The sequence below is a fragment of the uncultured Massilia sp. genome, from assembly GCF_913773735.1.
In the GTDB taxonomy this organism is placed as follows: Bacteria; Pseudomonadota; Gammaproteobacteria; order Burkholderiales; family Burkholderiaceae_D; genus Telluria.
On record NZ_CAJYEB010000041.1, the window covers coordinates 134,849 to 153,336 of the forward strand.

General features: G+C 67.8%; 17 protein-coding genes. 4 read left to right on the forward strand and 13 right to left on the reverse strand.

The features are described from left to right. Positions 1-71 precede the first annotated feature (71 nt). The 6 genes from astB to QZ749_RS21475 form a co-directional block, all read right to left on the reverse strand. On the reverse strand, positions 72-1,415 hold the full coding sequence (gene astB / locus QZ749_RS21450) for an N-succinylarginine dihydrolase (protein WP_296951166.1): 1,344 nt from the start codon (positions 1,413-1,415) through the stop codon (positions 72-74). Positions 1,416-1,429: 14 nt separating this feature from the next. Continuing rightward, a complete protein-coding gene (gene astD, locus QZ749_RS21455) occupies positions 1,430-2,896 on the reverse strand; it encodes a succinylglutamate-semialdehyde dehydrogenase (RefSeq protein WP_296951168.1) in 1,467 nt (488 codons plus the stop codon). Further along, the gene (astA, locus tag QZ749_RS21460; protein WP_296951171.1) at positions 2,889-3,923 is read right to left on the reverse strand and encodes an arginine N-succinyltransferase; all 1,035 of its coding nucleotides are present in this window, start codon (positions 3,921-3,923) and stop codon (positions 2,889-2,891) included. The genes astD and astA overlap by 8 nt, the downstream gene beginning before the upstream one ends. Before the next feature lie 13 nt (positions 3,924-3,936). Then, positions 3,937-4,977, reverse strand: coding sequence for an arginine N-succinyltransferase (locus QZ749_RS21465; protein WP_296951174.1), 1,041 nt, complete (start codon positions 4,975-4,977; stop codon positions 3,937-3,939). A 75-nt stretch (positions 4,978-5,052) separates the two neighbouring features. Then, positions 5,053-6,294, reverse strand: a complete 1,242-nt coding sequence (gene astC, locus QZ749_RS21470; protein WP_296951177.1) for an acetylornithine/succinylornithine family transaminase — start codon at positions 6,292-6,294, stop codon at positions 5,053-5,055. Positions 6,295-6,650: 356 nt separating this feature from the next. Beyond that, positions 6,651-7,592, reverse strand: coding sequence for a GlxA family transcriptional regulator (locus QZ749_RS21475; protein ID WP_296951180.1), 942 nt, complete (start codon positions 7,590-7,592; stop codon positions 6,651-6,653). A gap of 96 nt (positions 7,593-7,688) precedes the next feature. On the opposite strand from QZ749_RS21475, the gene QZ749_RS21480 reads away from it, so the two are divergent. The 3 genes from QZ749_RS21480 (at position 7,689) to QZ749_RS21490 (ending at position 9,467) form a co-directional block, all read left to right on the forward strand. Continuing rightward, a complete protein-coding gene (locus tag QZ749_RS21480; protein WP_373896846.1) occupies positions 7,689-8,285 on the forward strand; it encodes a MarR family winged helix-turn-helix transcriptional regulator in 597 nt (198 codons plus the stop codon). After that, the gene (locus QZ749_RS21485; protein ID WP_296951182.1) at positions 8,282-8,563 is read left to right on the forward strand and encodes a hypothetical protein; all 282 of its coding nucleotides are present in this window, start codon (positions 8,282-8,284) and stop codon (positions 8,561-8,563) included. The genes QZ749_RS21480 and QZ749_RS21485 overlap by 4 nt, the downstream gene beginning before the upstream one ends. Positions 8,564-8,633: 70 nt before the next feature. Beyond that, the gene (locus QZ749_RS21490) at positions 8,634-9,467 is read left to right on the forward strand and encodes an HDOD domain-containing protein (protein ID WP_296951185.1); all 834 of its coding nucleotides are present in this window, start codon (positions 8,634-8,636) and stop codon (positions 9,465-9,467) included. Positions 9,468-9,847: 380 nt separating this feature from the next. Here QZ749_RS21490 and secF read toward each other — a convergent pair whose 3' ends face one another. The 5 genes from secF to queA all read right to left on the reverse strand — a co-directional run bounded on the left by secF (position 9,848) and on the right by queA (position 15,591). Continuing rightward, the gene (secF, locus tag QZ749_RS21495; RefSeq protein WP_296951190.1) at positions 9,848-10,870 is read right to left on the reverse strand and encodes a protein translocase subunit SecF; all 1,023 of its coding nucleotides are present in this window, start codon (positions 10,868-10,870) and stop codon (positions 9,848-9,850) included. A 16-nt stretch (positions 10,871-10,886) separates the two neighbouring features. Beyond that, on the reverse strand, positions 10,887-12,779 hold the full coding sequence (secD, locus tag QZ749_RS21500; protein WP_296951192.1) for a protein translocase subunit SecD: 1,893 nt from the start codon (positions 12,777-12,779) through the stop codon (positions 10,887-10,889). 67 nt (positions 12,780-12,846) lie between these two features. Then, complete coding sequence (gene yajC / locus QZ749_RS21505) at positions 12,847-13,179, reverse strand: preprotein translocase subunit YajC (protein WP_296951196.1); 333 nt, start codon at positions 13,177-13,179, stop codon at positions 12,847-12,849. Positions 13,180-13,408: 229 nt separating this feature from the next. Beyond that, positions 13,409-14,548 carry a tRNA guanosine(34) transglycosylase Tgt gene (tgt, locus tag QZ749_RS21510; RefSeq protein ID WP_296951199.1) on the reverse strand — a complete coding sequence of 380 codons (1,140 nt, stop codon included), beginning with the start codon at positions 14,546-14,548 and terminating at the stop codon, positions 13,409-13,411. A gap of 8 nt (positions 14,549-14,556) precedes the next feature. Further along, a complete protein-coding gene (gene queA / locus QZ749_RS21515; protein ID WP_296951202.1) occupies positions 14,557-15,591 on the reverse strand; it encodes a tRNA preQ1(34) S-adenosylmethionine ribosyltransferase-isomerase QueA in 1,035 nt (344 codons plus the stop codon). A 159-nt stretch (positions 15,592-15,750) separates the two neighbouring features. Here queA and recG point away from each other — a divergent pair, with 159 nt between their 5' ends. Beyond that, positions 15,751-17,823, forward strand: coding sequence for an ATP-dependent DNA helicase RecG (recG, locus tag QZ749_RS21520; protein ID WP_296951206.1), 2,073 nt, complete (start codon positions 15,751-15,753; stop codon positions 17,821-17,823). Positions 17,824-17,866: 43 nt separating this feature from the next. Here recG and QZ749_RS21525 read toward each other — a convergent pair whose 3' ends face one another. Together QZ749_RS21525 and QZ749_RS21530 are read right to left on the reverse strand one after the other, a co-directional pair. Continuing rightward, positions 17,867-18,127, reverse strand: coding sequence for a hypothetical protein (locus QZ749_RS21525; protein WP_296951210.1), 261 nt, complete (start codon positions 18,125-18,127; stop codon positions 17,867-17,869). 40 nt (positions 18,128-18,167) lie between these two features. Next, positions 18,168-18,485: a hypothetical protein gene (locus tag QZ749_RS21530; RefSeq protein ID WP_296951214.1), complete on the reverse strand. Its 318-nt coding sequence runs from the start codon at positions 18,483-18,485 to the stop codon at positions 18,168-18,170. Positions 18,486-18,488 lie beyond the last annotated feature (3 nt).

Here is an 18,488-nt window from a genome sequence, read left to right on the forward strand (position 1 = left end):
TCCGTTATTAAAGCACGCCGTCATTACGCGCGCGAGTGCCGCAACGGCCGCGCGCGTGCCGGCATGCGGCTTTACGACAGGTCGTACAGTCCCGGCAGGCCGAGGTGGCGCTCCAGTTCCTCCAGCGCTGCCATGCATTCGCGCGCCAGCTGCGGGTCGGCCAGGTCCTTCGGCTCGACGCGGTCGCGGTAGTGGCGCTCGACCCACGGCACCAGGCGCGCGTACAGGTCGTCGGTCATGACCACGCCCTGGTGCATGGCCTGCGCCTCGGCATCGGTCAGCGCCACGCGCAGGCGCAGGCAGGCGGGCCCGCCGCCGTTGCGCATGCTCTGGCGCAGGTCGAATTCGACCAGTTCGTCGATCGGGCCGCCGGAGGCCACCAGCTGCTGCAGGTAGGCGGCGACCGCGGCGTTCTCGCGGCACTCGTGCGGCACCACCAGCGCCATGCGGCCGTCCGGCTTGGACAGCAGCTGGCTGTTGAACAGGTAGCTGGCCACCGCGTCGGCCACCGGCACGACGCCGGTATCGACGCGCACCGCCTGCAGGTCGGCGCCCACGCCGCCCAGCGCGCGGCGCAGCGCGTCCAGCGTGCCGGCTTCGTCGGCGAAGGCCTGCTCGTGGTAGAACAGCACGTTGCCGTTGCCGACCGCGATCACGTCGTTGTGGAACACGCCCTGGTCGATCACGTCCGGATTCTGCGACGCGAACACGGTGCGCGCCGCATCCAGCCCGTGCAGGCGCGCGATCGCCTGCGAGGCTTCGAGCGTCTGGCGCGCCGGGTATTTCTTCGGGCTGGGCGCCGACGGGTCGAACTCGACGCGGCCGTACACGAAGAACTCGACGCCGGCCGCGCCATGGCTGCTGGCAAAGCGCGTATGGTTGGCCGCGCCCTCGTCGCCGAAGGCCGGCGTGGACGGCAGCGCGTCGTGCACGACGAAGCGGTCGCTGTCGGCGAACAGCGCGCGCAGCGTGCGCGTGGCCTGCACGTGTTCCTCGGCGCGGTGCAGCTTGTTGTTCAGGTTGGCGGCGGTGAAATGCACGCGACCGTCCGCCGTGTCCGCCGAGGGGCTGACGGTGGCGGCGTTCGCGGTCCACATCGGCGCGGCCGAATACGCGCACGCCAGGATCACCGGCGCGTCGCGCCAGGCGCCGGCCAGCACGTCGGCGTCGGTGCCGGAAAAGCCCAGGCGCCGCAGCATGCGCAAGTTCGGCCGCGACTGCGGCGGCAGCAGCGCCTGCGCGAAGCCGCGCGCGGCCAGCTCGCGCATCTTGGCCAGGCCCTGCAGCGCGGCCTGGCGCGGGTTCGACGCGCTCTTGACGTTGTTGAACGAAGCGACGTTGCCGAACGAGAGGCCGGCGTAGTTGTGCGACGGACCGACCAGGCCGTCGAAGTTGAATTCACGGGCGTTGTACATGCGCGGCGTTCCCCTCAGAAGCTCAGGCCCGGCGACAGCTTGGCCGGCAGCGCCAGCTCGGCCGTCTCGATCGAGGCGACCGGGTAGGCGCAGTAGTCGGCCGCATAGTAGGCGCTGGGACGGTGGTTGCCGGACTTGCCGACGCCGCCGAACGGCGCCGAGCTGGCCGCGCCGGTGGTCGGACGGTTCCAGTTCACCACGCCGGCGCGCGCGCGCGCGGCGAAGCGCTGCCACAATGCCTCGGACGGCGACAGCAGCGCGGCGGCCAGGCCGAATGCGGTGGCGTTGGCGGCCTTGATGGCGGCATCGAAATCCTTGACGCGCACCACCTGCAGCAGGGGGCCGAACCACTCCTCGTCCGGGATGTCCCGGGCATCGGTGACGTCGACGATGCCGGCGGTGACGAAGCCGGCGTCGGGGTCGGGCTGGCGCATCTGCAGCAGCACCTTGCCGCCCTGCCGTTCCATCATCGCCTGGGCCTCGAGCAGGCGCGCGGCCACGGCGCTCGACACGACCGGCCCCATGAACGGCTGCGGCTCGGCGTTCGACGCGCCCACGGCCAGCCTGGCGGCCACTTCCACCAGGCGCGCGACGAGGGCGGCGCCTGCCGGCGTGTCCTGCACGATCAGGCGGCGCGCGCAGGTGCAACGCTGGCCGGCCGAGATGAAGGCCGACATCACGATGTGGTGCACGGCGGCGTCGACGTCCTGCACGTCCCACGCCACCAGCGGGTTGTTGCCGCCCATTTCCAGCGCCAGCAGCTTGCCCGGCTGGCCGCCGAACTGCTTGTGCAGGGCGGCGCCGGTCTGGCTGCTGCCGGTGAACAGGATGCCGTCGACGTCGCTTTGTCCCAGCGCGACGCCGGTGTCGCGGCCGCCGTTGACCAGGTTCAGCACGCCCGCCGGCAGGCCCGCCTCTTCCCACAGCTGCACGGTGCGCACGGCCGTGCGCGGCGCGTACTCGCTCGGCTTGAACACCAGCGTGTTGCCGGCGATGAGGGCCGGCACGATGTGGCCGTTGGGCAGGTGGCCGGGGAAGTTGTAGGGGCCGAACACGGCGAACACGCCGTGCGGGCGGTGGCGCAGCACGGCGGCGCCGTCGGCGATCTGCGCCACGGTCTCGCCGGTGCGCGCCGCGTGCGACTGCACCGAGATGTCGACCTTGTTGGCCATCGTCGTCACTTCGGTGCGCGCTTCCCACAGCGGCTTGCCGACTTCTTCGGCGATGATGGCGGCCAGTTCCTCGTTGTGCTCCTTGAGCAGGTCGCGGAAGCCGCGGCACACGGCGATGCGTTCCTCGAGACCGGTGAAGGCCCAGGTCTCGAAGGCGGCGCGCGCGGCCTGCACGGCGCGGGCCACGTCCTCGGCGCTGGACGCGTTGCTGGTCCAGGTCCGGCGGCCGGTGGACGGATCGATCGTCTCCAGCTCGGCGCCGCTCCCGGGCAGCCATGCGCCGTTGATGTAGTTCGACAGGTTAGCCATGAGCGTTTTTCCTTGTGTTGAGTGTCAGCGTGCGCACGTCGTCGCCCGGCCGGCAATGCAGTTGCTGCAGTTCGCGCACCGACAGCGCGACCTGCGCCTCGCCGCCGCAGCCGTGCGCCAGGATCATGCGGAAGTCGTCCAGGCGCGTGTTCGACACCAGCACCGGGTCGCCCTCGGCCGGCGGCGCGCCTTCTTCGACCGTCGCCAGCACCGAATCGCGCACGGCGCGCAGCTCGGCCACGCGTCCCTGCAGCACCGGGCCGGCGTCGAAGATGTCGACGTAGCCCTCGTAGTGCATGCCTTCCTGCTCCAGCAGCTTGCGCGCCGGCAGCGTCGAGCGGTGCACCTGGCCGATGACCTGCTGCGCATCCTCGGGCAGGTAGGCCACGTACAGCGGCTGGCGCGGCATCAGCTCGGCGATGAAGGATTTCTTGCCGAGCGCGGTGAGGCCGTCGACGTGGTCGAAGTCCATCTTGAAGAAGTGGCGTCCCAGGCCCTCGTAGAACGGCGAGGTGCCGTCGTCGAGCTGGAAGCCGCGCATCTCGGCGATGATCTTCTCGGTGAACAGGTGCTGGAACTGGGCGATGAACAGGAAGCGGCTCTTCGAGAGCCACTTGCCGTTGTGGCCGGTGCGGTATTCGGGCCGCAGGAACAGCGAGCACAGTTCGCTCGACCCGGTCAGGTCGTTGGACAGGTACAGCGTGTCCATGCGCGTGAACACCCCCAGCTCGCGGCTGGAGTGCACCAGGGTGCCGATGCGGTAGTTGTAGAACGGCTCGGTGAGGCCCACCGCGCCCTTGATGGCGCACACGCCGGCCAGGCGGCCGGCGGCGGTGTCCTCCATCACGAACATGTAGTCGCGCTCCTCGGGTACGATGGCCTGTGCGAACGAGGCGACCGCGGTCTGCACGCGCTCGCCCAGCATGGCGCGGTCCGGCTTGAGCGTCGTCATGCCGCTGCCGACCTGGCGCGCCATGTCGATCAGCGGATCGATGTCGTCGAGAGTGATTGCACGGATGACGAGCATGGATTCCCTTTCTTCAGATGCGCATGCAGATGACGTTGTCGCCGGCGTCGACGCCGAGCGCCTCGCGGGCATCGGGCGGCAGGCAGATGGTGTCGCCGCTCTCGGCCGGCAGGCAGGGCAGCACCACGGCGCGGAACTTGCGCTCGCTGCTGGCCACCGCGTAGTCGACCATCGCCGACTTGCCGCCGCGCGCGGGCGGCTGCTGCTCGGCGCAGGCCACCTTGCGCACCAGCGCACCGCGGAACGAGCGCAGGCCGTTCTTGTGCGCCTGCAGGATCGGGCCGCCATCGAAGATGTCGACGTATTCGTCGGCCTCGAAGCCCTCCTCGGCCAGCAAGTCGAAGGCGAGCTGGCCGTCGGGATGGATCTGGCCCATGGCCGCCTGCGCCGAGCCGGGCAGCAGCGGCACGTAGACCGGATAATGCGGCATCAGCTCGACGATCAGCGTGCGGTTGCGGGCACCGCCGATCGTGCGTTCGGCGTCCAGGAAATCCATCTTGAAGAACTTGCGGCCCAGCGCGTCCCAGAACGGCGACTGGCCGTTCTCGTCGGTGACGCCGGCCAGCGGCACGAAGAAGCGGTCGCCGAAGCGGTGCGGGGCCAGCACGGCGTACAGCAGGCGCGCGCGCGACAGCAGCGCCGCCTCGCGGCCCATGTCCTGCTGCTGGCGGATGTAGAAGCCGGACAGCTGGGAATACGCCGTCAGTTCCGAGCACAGGGTCAGCGCGTGCACGCTGTGGCTGATGTTCAGGTCGCGCGAGACCTGCTGGATCACGTCGTTGCGGAACGCGAAATAGGTGCCGTTCGAGCCGGCCGACGCGTGGATCGCGGCGGTGCCGACCAGCTCGCGCCGCGCGGCGTCCTCCAGCACGAACAGGTAGGACTCCTCGCTGGGAATGTCGACATGGGCGGCGAACGAGGCGCTCGATCGCTCGACGAAGGCGGCGATCTTCTCGCGCGTGCGCGGCAGGGTATGCACTCCCGGCGTGGACGCGGCGAGGAGCGTCTCGAGGGCGCCGATATCCGCGGGTTCTACCGGACGGACTACGTACATGGAAACTCCCGGAAAAACGTCAGGCCGAAGGAAACGGCCCGGTTGCCCGGGCCGTCGTGCGTCATGCGGCGCCGCTTACGCCGCGGCGAATTCGTCGGCGGCGGCGCGCATGATGCGGTCCGCTTCGGCGATCTGCTCGTCCGAGACGACCAGGGCCGGGGCCAGGCGCACCACGTCCGGGCCGGCGATCAGCAGCATCAGGCCCATCTTCTCGGCGACCTTGGTGTAGTCCTTCGACTTGCCCTTGACGCCGTCGGCCATCGGCAGGCCGATCAGGAGGCCCTTGCCGCGCGGCTTGGCGAACAGCTGCGGGTAGTCGGCGGCCAGCTTTTCCAGGTTGGCGAAGATGCTGGCGGACGCCGCGCGCACGCGCTCCAGGAAGGCCGGCTGGTTGATCTGCTCGATCACGTTCAGCGCCACGGTGGTGGCCAGCGGGTTGCCGCCGTAGGTGGTGCCGTGCGAGCCGACGTTGAAGTGCTGGGCGATCTCGTCGGTGGTCAGCATCGCGCCGATCGGGTAGCCGTTGCCCAGCGCCTTGGCCGAGGTCAGGATGTCCGGGGTCACGCCGACGTTCATGTAGTCGTACAGCGCGCCGGTGCGGCCCACGCCCGACTGCACTTCGTCGAACACCAGCAGCGCGCCGGTCTGGTCGCACAGTTCGCGCAGCGCCTTCAGGAACGCGACGTCGCCCGGGATCACGCCGCCCTCGCCCTGGATCGGCTCGACGATCACGGCGGCCACGTCGTCCTTGATGGCGGCGCGCGCGGATTCGATGTCGTTGTAGTTGATGTGGTTGATTTCCGGCGGCAGCGGCTCGAAGCCTTCGGTGTACTTCGACTGGCCACCGACCGACACGGTGAACAGCGTGCGGCCGTGGAACGAGGAGTAGCACGAGACGATGCGCGACTTGTGCGGGCCGAACTTGGTGTGCGCATACTTGCGCGCCAGCTTCAGGGCGGCCTCGTTGGCTTCGGCGCCCGAGTTGCAGAAGAACGCGCGGTCGGCGAAGGTCGCCTCGGTCAGCGCAGCGGCCAGGCGCAGCACCGGCTCGTTGGTGTAGCCGTTACCCAGGTGCCACAGGGTATTGATCTGGCGCGTCATCGCATCGACGAGGACCGGGTTGCAGTGGCCGAGGCTCGAGACGGCGATGCCGGAGGTGAAGTCGAGGTAATGCTTGCCGTCCTGGTCCCACACGTCCAGGCCCGACGCACGCACGGGCACCATCGCCGCCGGGGCGTAGGTGGGGACGAGCACCTCGTCGAAAGTCTGGCGTGTGACAGGCCGCGTGGTGACACCCGAATCGAGCTTAGCATTCATGACGTTTTCCTCATCCAAATAAAGGGGGTCGCGCGAACTCCAGCAGCCGCGCCGAGCGCCCCATTATAAGGAAGCCAAACCTTGCCGTTCTTTCCGATCTGCGACAGGCATTTTCATTTTTGGACGAACCATACCACCCGCCGCTTTCGAGCCCCGGCATAGTCACTCGCCAACTACAGGCATCTTGACCAATACCAAGCCTATGTCGCGCTAAGTCATCCATCCCTCTATCCCAGCTGCGCCACCTCAAACCGGGGTCAGAGCCGGGGTCAGAGCCCGGTTTTTGGAAATGATCTGGTGGAAATTGCCAAATTTCGGGCTCTGACCCCGGCTCTGACCCCGGCTCTGACCCCGGTTTATTCGCTGAGCTTGCGTTGACGTTCTTCGCGCGGGGTGTTGCCGAACAGGGTGCCGAAGGCGGTGGAGAAGTGCGAGCCGGAGGAGAAGCCGCACATCAGGCCGACCTGCACGATCGAATGGTTGGTGTCGCGCAGCAACTGGCGGGCGCGCTTCAGGCGCAGTTCCAGGTAGTAGCGCGAGGGAAGCGCGCCCAGGTATTGCTTGAACAGGCGCTCCAGCTGGCGCCGCGAGATGCCCGCCAACTGGGCGATCTCGTCGGTGGACAGCGGTTCCTCGATGTTCGCCTCCATCAGCGTCACGGCCTCCGTCAGCTTCGGCTGCAGCACGCCGAAGCGCGCCTGCAGGGCGACGCGCTGGCGCTCTTCCGGGCCGCGCACGCGGTCCACGCACAGGATTTCCTTGACCTGGGCCTGCACCGTCGCGCCGAACAGCATGTCGACCAGCGTCAGCGCGAAATCCAGGCTGCCGGCGCCGCCGCAGCAGGTCAGGCGCGTGCCGTCGATCTCGTACAGGTGCGGGCTGAGCAGCGCCTGGTCGGCCAGCATGTCGACGTCCGGATACAGCGACCAGGGCAAGGCGATGCGCACGCCCGGCAGCGCGCCGGCCTCGGCCAGCCACAGCACGCCGGCGCCGACGCCGCCCCAGCAGGCCGCCTCGCGGCAGCGTGCGGCCAGGAAGCGCAGGTTGGCCGGGCGCAGGCCGGCCTCGGCCTCGTCCGCCGCCAGCAGCACCAGGTGCCAGTGGCGCTGCGCCTCGCCGGTGAACTTGTCGGGACTGCGCACGTCCACGTGCAGGCGCTGCGGCCCCAGCAGCTTGGCGGCCAGGCGCAGCGGCTGCACCAGGCCCGACCAGGTCAGCGTGTCCGGCTCGCCGGCATTCAGCAGCAGGACGCGCAGCGGCGCCTCCTGCGCCAGTCGGGACAGGTCAGCTTGCGCCATGGACGGGGTGCGCGGGGAAATTCGGGGTCATTGCCGGGACGGTGCGACGCGCGGCGCGCGCGGAATTCGATCGATTGGCTATGATACTGGAGATCAATGGCATCGGCGCCAGGCCGCACCGGTTTCCCCGACGATGCCGCCTGCATGGCGGCACCGGAAACGACGCGGCCGCCCGGCGAATCGGGCGCGGGCCGCTATAATCCGGGGATGGGTGAACGATATCTGAAGAGTGTGCGCCTGCTGGCCGAGTGCCTGCAAGGCTTCGAACGCCTGACGGCCGCGCCGGTGCGCCGGTTCGGCCTCACGCATGCGCAATTCGACATCATCGCCACCCTTGGCAATACGCCGGGCATGAGCTACAAGCAACTGGGCGAGCGCACCCTGATCACGAAGGGCACGCTGACCGGCGTGATCGAGCGGCTGGAGCAGAAAGGCATCGTCGAGCGCGCACGCAGCAGCGCGGACAAGCGCTCGTTCTCCGTCCGCCTCAGCCCCGCCGGCGACGCGCTGTTCCGCCAGGTCTTCCCGGCGGTCGTCGCGCACGGCAAGCAATTGTTTGCCGACTATGGCGACAGCGATTTCGAACAACTGGACCGTGCGCTGGGCCGGCTGCGCGCCCGCCTGGACGAGGCCGGCGTGACGACGCCGGCGCACGGTTCCGCAACACGCACCACGACAAAGGACAATCCGTGAATACCGCCCTGCTGGAAGACAAGAAACCCGCCCATTTCGACAAGCACATCATCGGCAACCTGCTGCTCGACAACGCCAGTGCGGCCGAGGTGCGCGACGAGCCGATGGTGATCGGCGTGCGCAACGAAGCCGGCGACATCTACCGCCTGATCGGCGCGGCGACGCTGAACAGCTACATGAACGCCGTCGAAGAATTGTTCGACCTGGGCCTGGTGGACGAACTGGAGGACGACGAGGAGCCGAAGGACGGCTGCGACGCCATCTTCAGCGAGCCCTGAACCCAGCGAGCCGTGCCCCTGCCTGCGGGTTCTGCAGGCTGAATGTTTCTTGGGAGTATAATTTTTGCCCATGGACAGAATCGACGCCCTCAAGAGCATCGCCGCGCAAGCCGGGCGCGGCGAACTCCACTTCCCCACCAACGTCGACGCGACGCTGAAGCTGCAGCGCGCGCTGGGCGACCCCGGCTGCCACGTCGACGAGGCCGTGCGCCTGGTCCAGACCGAGCCGCTGCTGGCCGCGCGCACCGTCGCCATCGCCAACTCGGCCGCCTACAACCGCAGCGGCCACGAAGTCACCAACGTCAATGCCGCCGTCCAGCGCGTGGGTTTTCGCACGCTGGGCGCGCTGGCCGCGTCGGTGATCGTGCGCCAGCTCGCCGGCGGCCTCGTCGATCCCGCGCTGCGCGCCAGGGCCGACCAGCTGTGGCGGCGCTCGGCCCACGTGGCGGCGCTGTCGCTGGTGATCGCGCGGCGCGTCTCGCGCGTCGATCCGGAAACCGCCATGTTCGCCGGCATCGTGCACGAGGTCGGCGGCTTCTACCTGCTGTCGCGCGCCCCGGAATTCCCCGGCCTGCTGGACGGCGATCCGGACGACTGGGTCGAGCACGGCGAAGCGGCGATCGGCCGCGGCGTGCTGCTCAAGCTGGGCGTGCCGGCGCCGGTGATGGGCGCCATCGAGGCGATGTGGAACGGCATGCGCGCGCTGCCGCCGGAAACCCTGGGCGACACCCTGCTGCTGGCCACCGACCTGGCGCCGGTGCGCTCGCCCCTGCTCGACCGCCCGGCCGTGGCCGGCCTGCAGGCCACGGCCACCATCGACTTCGCGGTGGGCGCGGGCACCCTCGCCTCGGTCCTGCGCGAGTCGGAAGACGAGGTCAGGAGCCTGACGGCGGCGCTGCAGTAGGACAAAAAAAACCCGCTACGGGAGCGGGTTAAAGTCCAAAACTAGGGATGTCCTGAAAGAGACGAGTCCATCTTAGTTCCCTGCACACGCATATTCTGTGCGTTGACTCACACTTGTTAAATTTTCTTCCTTTTTTGTAAAACGATGAGATCTAGCGCAATCCGGCGCCAATCAATCGCCGGATAAAAGCTGGCCGGGCAAAAAAAAACCCGCTCCTTGCGGGAGCGGGTGAAGTCCAAAACTAGGGATGTCCTGAAAGAGACGAGTCCATCTTAAGCCTTCCCTAAGTCAAGCTCTGTGCGTCATTTCACATTCGACAAAGAAAAAGCCGCCGCGGCATGGCCGGGCGGCTTTTTCTATCGAAGCGATGCGCAGGGCGATCAGACCACGGCGCCGTCGGTCTCGTCGCGCTCCTTGACCGGCTTGATCAGGTCCTCGCGCTTGACGCCCAGCCAGCGGGCGATGGCCGCGGCCACGAACACCGACGAGTAGATGCCGAACAGGATGCCGATGGTCAGCGCCATCGCGAAGTAGTGCAGGCTCTGGCCGCCGAAGAACAGCATCGACAGCACCATCATCTCGGTACAGCCGTGGGTGATGATGGTACGCGACATGGTGCTGGTGATCGCGTGGTCCATGACCTCGGTCACGCTCATCTTGCGCTGCTTGCGGAAGGTCTCGCGGATCCGGTCGAAGATCACGACCGATTCGTTGACGGAGTAGCCCAGCACGGCCAGGATGCCGGCCAGCACGGTCAGCGAGAATTCCCACTGGAAGAAGGCGAAGAAGCCCAGGATGATCACGATGTCGTGCAGGTTGGCGATGATCGCCGCCACCGCGAACTTCCACTCGAAGCGCACGGCCAGGTAGATCATCACGCCGACCACGACCATGATCAGCGCGTTCAGGCCGTTGCGGGCCAGCTCGTCGCCGACCTGGGCGCCGACGTAGTCGACGCGCTGCAGGTTCACGACTTCGGCGCCGGCCGCGTTCACGCAGCTGGTGCGGGTGACGCTCTCGCCCTTGTCGGTGGTCTGCTGGACCTGCTTCGGCGCGCCGCTCTCGGCCGCGCACAGCGCGTTGAACACGGCGTTGGACGCGTTGTTGGCGTTGCTGCCCTGGCGGATCGGCAGGCGCAGCAGCACGTCCTGCGCATTGCCGAAGCTCGAGACTTCCGGCTGCTCGTAGCCCAGCTTGGTCAGGTTGGCGCGGATTTTCTCCTGGTCGGCCGCATGCGGGTAGCGCAGCTCCATCACGGTGCCGCCGGTGAATTCCACCGAGAAGTGCAGCGGCTTGGTCACCAGGAAGAATACCGCGGCGATGAAGGTCAGCGCCGAGATCGCGTTGAAGATCAACGCGTGGCGCATGAACGGGATGTCCCGCTTGATTTTGAAAAATTCCATGTTCTACCCCGGTTCCTTATTCCTTGGCGGCGGACTTGCGCGCGCCCGCAGCGGTCATGCCCGGCGTCCAGACGGTGCCGATGGCGATCTTGCCCAGTTTTTTCTTGCGGCCGTACCACAGGTTCACCACGCCGCGCGACAGGAACACGGCCGAGAACATCGAGGTCAGGATGCCCAGGCAGTGCACGACCGCGAAGCCGCGCACGGCGCCCGAGCCGAACACCACCAGCGCCAGGCCGACGATGAGGGTGGTCACGTTCGAGTCCAGGATGGTCGCCCAGGCATGGCTGAAGCCGGCCGAGATGGCGGCTTGCGGCGTGTTACCCGCACGCAGTTCCTCGCGGATGCGCTCGTTGATCAGCACGTTCGAGTCGATCGCCATGCCCAGCGCCAGCGCGATGGCCGCGATGCCCGGCAGCGACAGCGTCGCCTGCAGCATGGACAGCAGGGCCAGCAGGAACAGCAGGTTGCAGGCCAGCGCGATCACGCTGAAGAAGCCGAACAGCTGGTAGTAGATCACCATGAAGATGGCGATCGCCACGAAGCCCCACAGCGTCGAGTGCAGGCCCTTGCTGATGTTCTCGGCGCCCAGTTGCGGACCGACCACGCGTTCCTCGACGAATTCCATCGGCGCCGACAGCGCGCCGGCGCGCAGCAGCAGCGCGAGTTCGGCCGCGGCGGCCGGGCTCGGCATGCCGGTGGTCTGGAAGTTCGCGCCGAATTCGCCCTGGATCGTGGCGACCTGCAGCACGGTGTACTTGCCCTTTTCCTTGAGCAGCGTGGCCATGCGCTTGCCGACGCGCTCGCGCGTCATGGCGCGCATCTTGCGGCCGGCCTCGGCGTTCAGCTCGATGCTCACGGCCGGACGCTGGTTCTGGTCGAAGCTGGCGACGGCGCTGATGATCGAGTCGCCGGACACGACCACGTCCTTGGACACGACGACCGGCGCGCCCGCCCCCTGGGTGAACAGTTCCGAATTCAGCGGGATCGCGGCGGACAGCTCGGTGCCCGGAGTGACGGTGTCGTCGGTCACGCGGAATTCCAGCGTGGCGGTGCGGCCGATGATGTCCTTGGCGTGGGCGACGTCCTGCACGCCCGGCAGCTGGACGACGATGCGGTCGCGGCCCTGCTGCTGGATGATCGGCTCGGTCACGCCCAGTTCGTTGATGCGCTTGCCCAGCGAGCTGATGTTCTGCTTGACGCCCTCTTCCACCACGCGCTGCAGCGCTTCCGGCTTCATGGCGGCCACCAGCTTCAGGTCGGTGCCGTCGGCGGACTCGGTGAACGCCAGGTCGGCGTTCTGGCCCAGCACGCTGCGCGCCTTGGCGCGGGTGTCGGCGTCGCGGAACTTGATCTCGATGGCGTCGCCGACGCGGTCGATGCCGGCGTGGCGCACGTTCTGGTCGCGCAGTTGCGAGCGGATCGAGGCGAGGGTGGTCTTGATGCGGGTGTCCTGCACGGCCTTGGAATCGACCTGCAGCAGGAAGTGGACGCCGCCGCGCAGGTCCAGGCCGAGGTTCATCGGCTTGGCGCCCAGCTTTTCCATCCAGGCCGGGGTGTTCTTGGCCAGGTTGACGGTGACGATGTAGTCGGGATCGGCCGGGTCGCGGTTCAGGTCGCGCTCCAGCGCCAGCTTGGCCTTGAACTGGTCGTCGGTGCTGGCGAAGCGGGCACGCACCGCGCTGCTGTCGCCGGCGCCTTCGAGGCTGACGGCATCGGCATTGATGCCGGCGCGCTTGAGCGCTTGGGCAACCTCGGCGGTCGTGTCGCTGTTGACCTTGACGGTCGCCTTGCCGGTGGTCACCTGCAACGCCGGCGAATCGCCGAAGTAGTTGGGGGACGTATACAGCAGGCCGATCATCACCGTCACGAGGATCAGTAGGTATTTCCAGAGGGGATAGCGGTTCATGATGTTCCAGCGTTCAAGGTTGGAGCAAATGCGGGGCTGGAGCGCGGCGCGCGGCCGCGCAACCGATTTACAGGGACTTCAGCGTGCCCTTCGGCAGCACGGCGGTGATGGCGTTCTTCTGCACGAAGATCTCGGTGCCGGCCGCGATCTCGACGGTGACGTAGGTGTCGGTGACCTTGGCCACGCGGCCCAGCATGCCGCCGGCGGTGACGACTTCGTCGCCCTTGGCCAGCGCATCCATCATGCTCTTCAGCTCTTTCTGGCGCTTCTGCTGCGGGCGGATCATGAGGAAGTACATGACAACGAACATCAGGATCAGCGGTGCGAACGTGGTCAGGCTGCCCATCAGGCCAGGATCGGCGGCGCCGGCGGTTTGCGCGTAAGCGTTGGAAATGAACACAAGGACTCCGAATGTAGGTATTGGTGGTTAAAAAACGAGCGCTGTATTCTAGCACCCCGAAAAAGGCGACAGCCAGTTTCCCGGCATGTGGCATCAGGATGCCTATTTGCAAGACATTGGCATTAAATTAATTCCAGGCATGCCTGCGATGGTTGAACGCGTGGACGGGAAACCCGTCCACCTTACCCGCCATGCATGCAATCCACATCACGCCCGCCCGGACGCGACGTCAAACGCCGCGCGCACGGTCGGCATTGAACTGCAGGCGGAACGCGTGGAACCGGTCCGCATCGATCGCATCGCGCATTTCCTGCATCAGGTTCAGGTAGTAATGCAGGTTGTGGATCGTGTTCAGGCGCGCGCCCAGGATCTCCTTGGAGCGGTGCAGGTGGTGCAGGTAGGCGCGCGAGAAATTCTTGCAGCAGTAGCAGGTGCAGGACTCGTCCAGCGGCGCCTGGTCGTCCTTGTAGCGCGCGTTCTTGATCTTGAGGTCGCCGAAGCGGGTGAACAGCCAGCCGTTGCGGGCGTTGCGGGTCGGCATCACGCAGTCGAACATGTCGACGCCGTTGGCCACGCCGGCCACCAGGTCTTCCGGGGTGCCGACGCCCATCAGGTAGTGCGGCTTGTTCTCCGGCAGGCGCGGTCCGACGTGCTCCAGGATGCGCATCATGTCTTCCTTCGGCTCGCCCACCGACAGGCCGCCGATCGCCAGGCCCGGGAAGTCGATGTCTTCCAGGCCCGCCAGCGATTCGTCGCGCAGGCGCTCGTACATGCCGCCCTGGACGATGCCGAACAGCGCGTTCGGGTTCTCGCCCTTGTTGAACTCGTTCATCGAGCGCTGGGCCCAGCGCAGCGACATGCGCATCGACTTGGCCGCTTCCTCGCTGGTGGCCGGGCGGCCGTCGATCTCGTACGGGGTGCATTCGTCGAACTGCATCACGATGTCGGAGTTCAGCGAGCGCTGGATCTGCATCGAGATTTCCGGCGACAGGAACTGGCGCGAACCGTCGATCGGCGAGGCGAACTTGACGCCCTCTTCCGTGATCTTGCGCATCGCGCCCAGCGAGAACACCTGGAAGCCGCCCGAGTCGGTCAGGATCGGCTTGTCCCAGCCCATGAAGCCGTGCAGGCCGCCGAACTTGTCCATGACTTCCGTGCCCGGGCGCAGCCACAGGTGGAAGGTATTGCCGAGGATGATCTGCGAACCGACCTGCTTGAGCTCGTTCGGATCCATCGCCTTGACGGAGCCGTAGGTGCCGACCGGCATGAAGATCGGCGTCTCGATGGTGCCGTGGTTCAGCTTCAGGCGGCCGCGGCGGGCATGCGACAGGCCGCTCGTGTCTTTCTTGAGAAGGGTAAATTCCAGCATCGTGGTGGTCAGGTCTGGCTGTAGCGTGAATGGGTGGTGAGCAGCATGGCGTCGCCGTAGCTGAAGAAGCGGTATTCGCTGGCGATCGCGTGGGCGTAGGCCTTGCGGATGGCGTCGTAGCCGGCGAAGGCCGACACCAGCATCATCAGGGTGGACTTGGGCAGGTGGAAGTTCGTGATCAGGCGCGTCACCGTGCGAAACGCGTAGCCCGGCGTGATGAACAGCTTCGTGTCGCCGCTGCCGGCCGCGAGTTCGCCCGACTGCGACGCCGACTCGAGCGCGCGCAGCGAGGTCGTGCCGACGGCGACCACGTCGCGCCCGCGCGCGCGCGCGGCCTGCACGGCGTCCACGGTCTCCTGGGGGATCGTGTACCACTCGCTGTGCATCTGGTGCTCGGCGAGGTTCTCGACGCGTACCGGCTGGAAGGTGCCGGCGCCCACGTGCAGCGTGACGTAGGCGATGGTCACGCCCTTGGCGGCCAGCTCGTCCAGCAGCGGCTGGTCGAAGTGCAGGCCGGCGGTGGGCGCGGCGACGGCGCCCGGTTCCTTCGAGTACACGGTCTGGTAGCGCTGCTCGTCGAAGTCGTCGGCGTCGTGCTCGATATACGGCGGCAGCGGCAGGCGGCCGTGGGCCTCGATCAGTGCGAACACGTCGCCGTCGAAGTGCAGCGTGAAGAACTCGCCGGCGCGCTCGCCCGTCGTGACGTCGAAGGCGTCGGCCAGGCGGATGCGCGTGCCCGGCTTGGGCGACTTGGACGCGCGCACCTGGGCCAGCACGGTGCGCGGGTCGAGCACGCGCTCGACCAGCACCTCGACCTGGCCGCCGGAGGCCTTCTGGCCGAAGAAGCGCGCCTTCAGCACGCGGGTATTGTTCATCACCAGCACGTCGCCGGCCTGGAGCTGCTCGACGATGTCGGCGAAATGGCGGTCCGTGATGCGGTCGCCGTCGAGCTGCAGCAGGCGCGAGGCGCTGCGGTCGGGCAGCGGCACCTGGGCGATGCGCTCGGGTGGCAGCGTGAAATCGAAATCGGAAAGGGAATACATTCTGCTCATCTGGGAAAACAGGCCCGCGAGCCTTACAATAGGGGCTCGAGCGTGTAGGGCGAACCCTCTATTTTACACTCGCTTTCCGGCGCGAGGGCGCAGTCGAGCGGCTTTGTGGCCGATCCTGCAACGCCGCCGGCGCGCGCCAACCGATCCGCCATGCCAGCCACCAAAGCCCCAGCCGATGCCAGATCGGCACCGAAAAGCATCGAAAGCAAGCTCGCCAAGCTCGGCCTGCGCACCGACATGGACCTGGTGCTGCACCTGCCGATGCGCTACGAGGACGAGACGCAGATCGTCCCCATCCGCGAAGCCTGCCTGCGCGGCGGCCACGTGTCGCAGGTCGAGGGCGTCGTCACGAAGAACGAGGTCGCCTACAAGCCGCGGCGCCAGTTGCTGGTGACGATCGCCGACGAGTCCGGCGACATCCAGCTGCGCTTCATGAACTACTACGGCAGCCAGGTCAAGCAGCTGGCCGAGGGCACGCGCGTGCGCGCCCGCGCCGAGGTGCGCCACGGCTTCTTCGGCGCCGAGATGGTCCACCCGGTCTACAAGGTCGTCAACGAGGGCGCGCCGCTGCCCAATTCGCTCACGCCCGTGTACCCGGCCGGGGAAGGCCTGTCGCAGACCGTGCTGCGGCGGGCGATCGCCGACGCGATGAAACGGGTCGACTGGACCGACACCGTGCCGCAGGGCGTGCGCACGCGCCTGAACCTGGCCGAATTCCAGCCGGCCGTGCGCCTGCTGCACTACCCGCCGCCGGACGTCGACGAGCACGCGCTGGTCGAGCGCTCGCATCCGGCCTGGACCCGCGTGAAGTTCGACGAGCTGCTGGCCCAGCAGCTGTCGCTGAAAAAGGCCCAGCAGTCGCGCCGCGAAAAAGGCGCGCCCGTCCTCGCCGCCGTGGGCACGCTGTCCGCCGGCTTCCTGGCCGCCCTGCCCTTCCGGCTCACGCAGGCCCAGCAGCGCGTGGTCGAGGAAATCCGCGCCGACCTGCGCGAAGGCTACCCGATGCAGCGCCTGCTGCAGGGCGACGTCGGCAGCGGCAAGACCGTGGTGGCGGCGCTGGCCGCCGCCCAGGCCATCGACAGCGGCTACCAGGCGGCGCTGATGGCGCCCACCGAGATCCTGGCCGAGCAGCACTTCCGCAAGATCGCCGCCTGGATGGAACCGCTGGGGGTAAAAGTCGCCTGGCTGACGGGCAGCCTGAAGAAAAAGGACAAGCAGGCCGCCAGCGAGATGGCCGAATCGGGCGAGGCCAATCTCGTCATCGGCACGCATGCCCTGATCCAGGACACCGTGCAGTTCGCCAAACTCGGCCTGGTGCTGGTCGACGAGCAGCACCGCTTCGGCGTCGGCCAGCGCCTCACCCTGCGCAACAAGGGCAGCGACGGCCTGGTGCCGCACCAGCTCATGATGTCGGCCACGCCGATCCCGCGCACGCTGGCGATGACCTACTATGCCGACCTGGAAGTCTCGGTCATCGACGAGCTGCCGCCGGGCCGCACGCCGATCGTCACGCGCGCCATCGACCAGAACCGCCGCGACGAAGTCATCGAGCGCGTGCACGCGGCCGCGCTGGAAGGGCGCCAGGCCTACTGGGTCTGTCCGCTGATCGAGGAATCGGAAGCGCTGCAGTTGCAGACCGCCACCGAGACCTTCGAGACGCTGGCGGCGAGCCTGCCCGACCTGGTCGTCGGCCTCGTGCACGGCCGCATGAAGCCGCTTGAAAAGCAGGCGATCATGGACGCGTTCTCGCGCGGCGAGGTGCACGTGCTGGTGGCGACCACGGTGATCGAGGTGGGCGTGGACGTGCCGAACGCCTCGCTGATGGTGATCGAGCACGCCGAGCGCTTCGGCCTGTCGCAGCTGCACCAGTTGCGCGGCCGCGTGGGCCGCGGCTCGGCGGCCAGCGTGTGCCTGCTGCTGTACCAGAGCCCCCTGGGCCACGTGGCCAAGCAGCGGCTGATGACGATGCGCGAGACCACCGACGGCTTCGAGATCGCACGGCGCGACCTGGAAATCCGCGGCCCCGGCGAATTCCTGGGCGCGCGCCAGTCCGGCGAGGCGATGCTGCGCTTCGCCAACCTGGAGACCGACCAGTGGATCGTCGAGCAGGCGCGCGACGTGGCGGCCTGGCTGCTGGGTTCGAGCAAGCCGGAGGCGGAGGCGATCGTGGAGGCGCACCTGCAACGGTGGCTCGGCGGGCGCGAGGAATTCCTCAAGGTGTAGCGTGGACGGCGCAGCCGTCCACGCGAGACGATCCCGTTGCGGATTACTTGGCGGCGACCGGGGTGGTGGCCGGATCGGCCGCTTCCTTGCCGTCCTTCTTCTCCTTGGCGGGCGCGCCCTTCTTGTCGTGCTTGCCCTTGGCGTCCTTGGCATCCTTCTTCTCGTGCTTGGCGGCGGCCTTGCCGACGGCCGGCGGCGTGCTCGAATCCGGGGTGCTTGCCTGGGGCGGCGTCGTGGGCGCGGTCTGCGCGAAGGCGGTGGCGGCGAACAGGCCGGCGATCAGGGTGGCGACGGTGCGTTTCATGGGTGGCTCCTCGTTGTCTCGGGTACGGACGGCGGACGGCTTACTTGGCCGGCGCCGGGGTCACGGCGGCCACGGTCGCATCCTTGGCTTCCTTGGCCGCGTGGCCGGTCTTGGCGGCGGCATGCTTGGCGCCGGCCTTGGCGTGCTTCGCCTCGGCCTTCACGGTGTCCTTGGCCTGCTTGGCATCGGCCTTGGCATCGGCCTTGGCATCGGTCTTCGCGTCGGACTTGGCTGCCTTGGCATCGGTCTGCGCGGCCGCGGCAGGGGTGGCGGCCGGCGCGGCCGTCGTTGCCGGGGTGTGTGCGAAAGCGGCGGTGGCGAACAGACCGGCGATCAGGGCAGTGGCGATGTGTTTCATGGT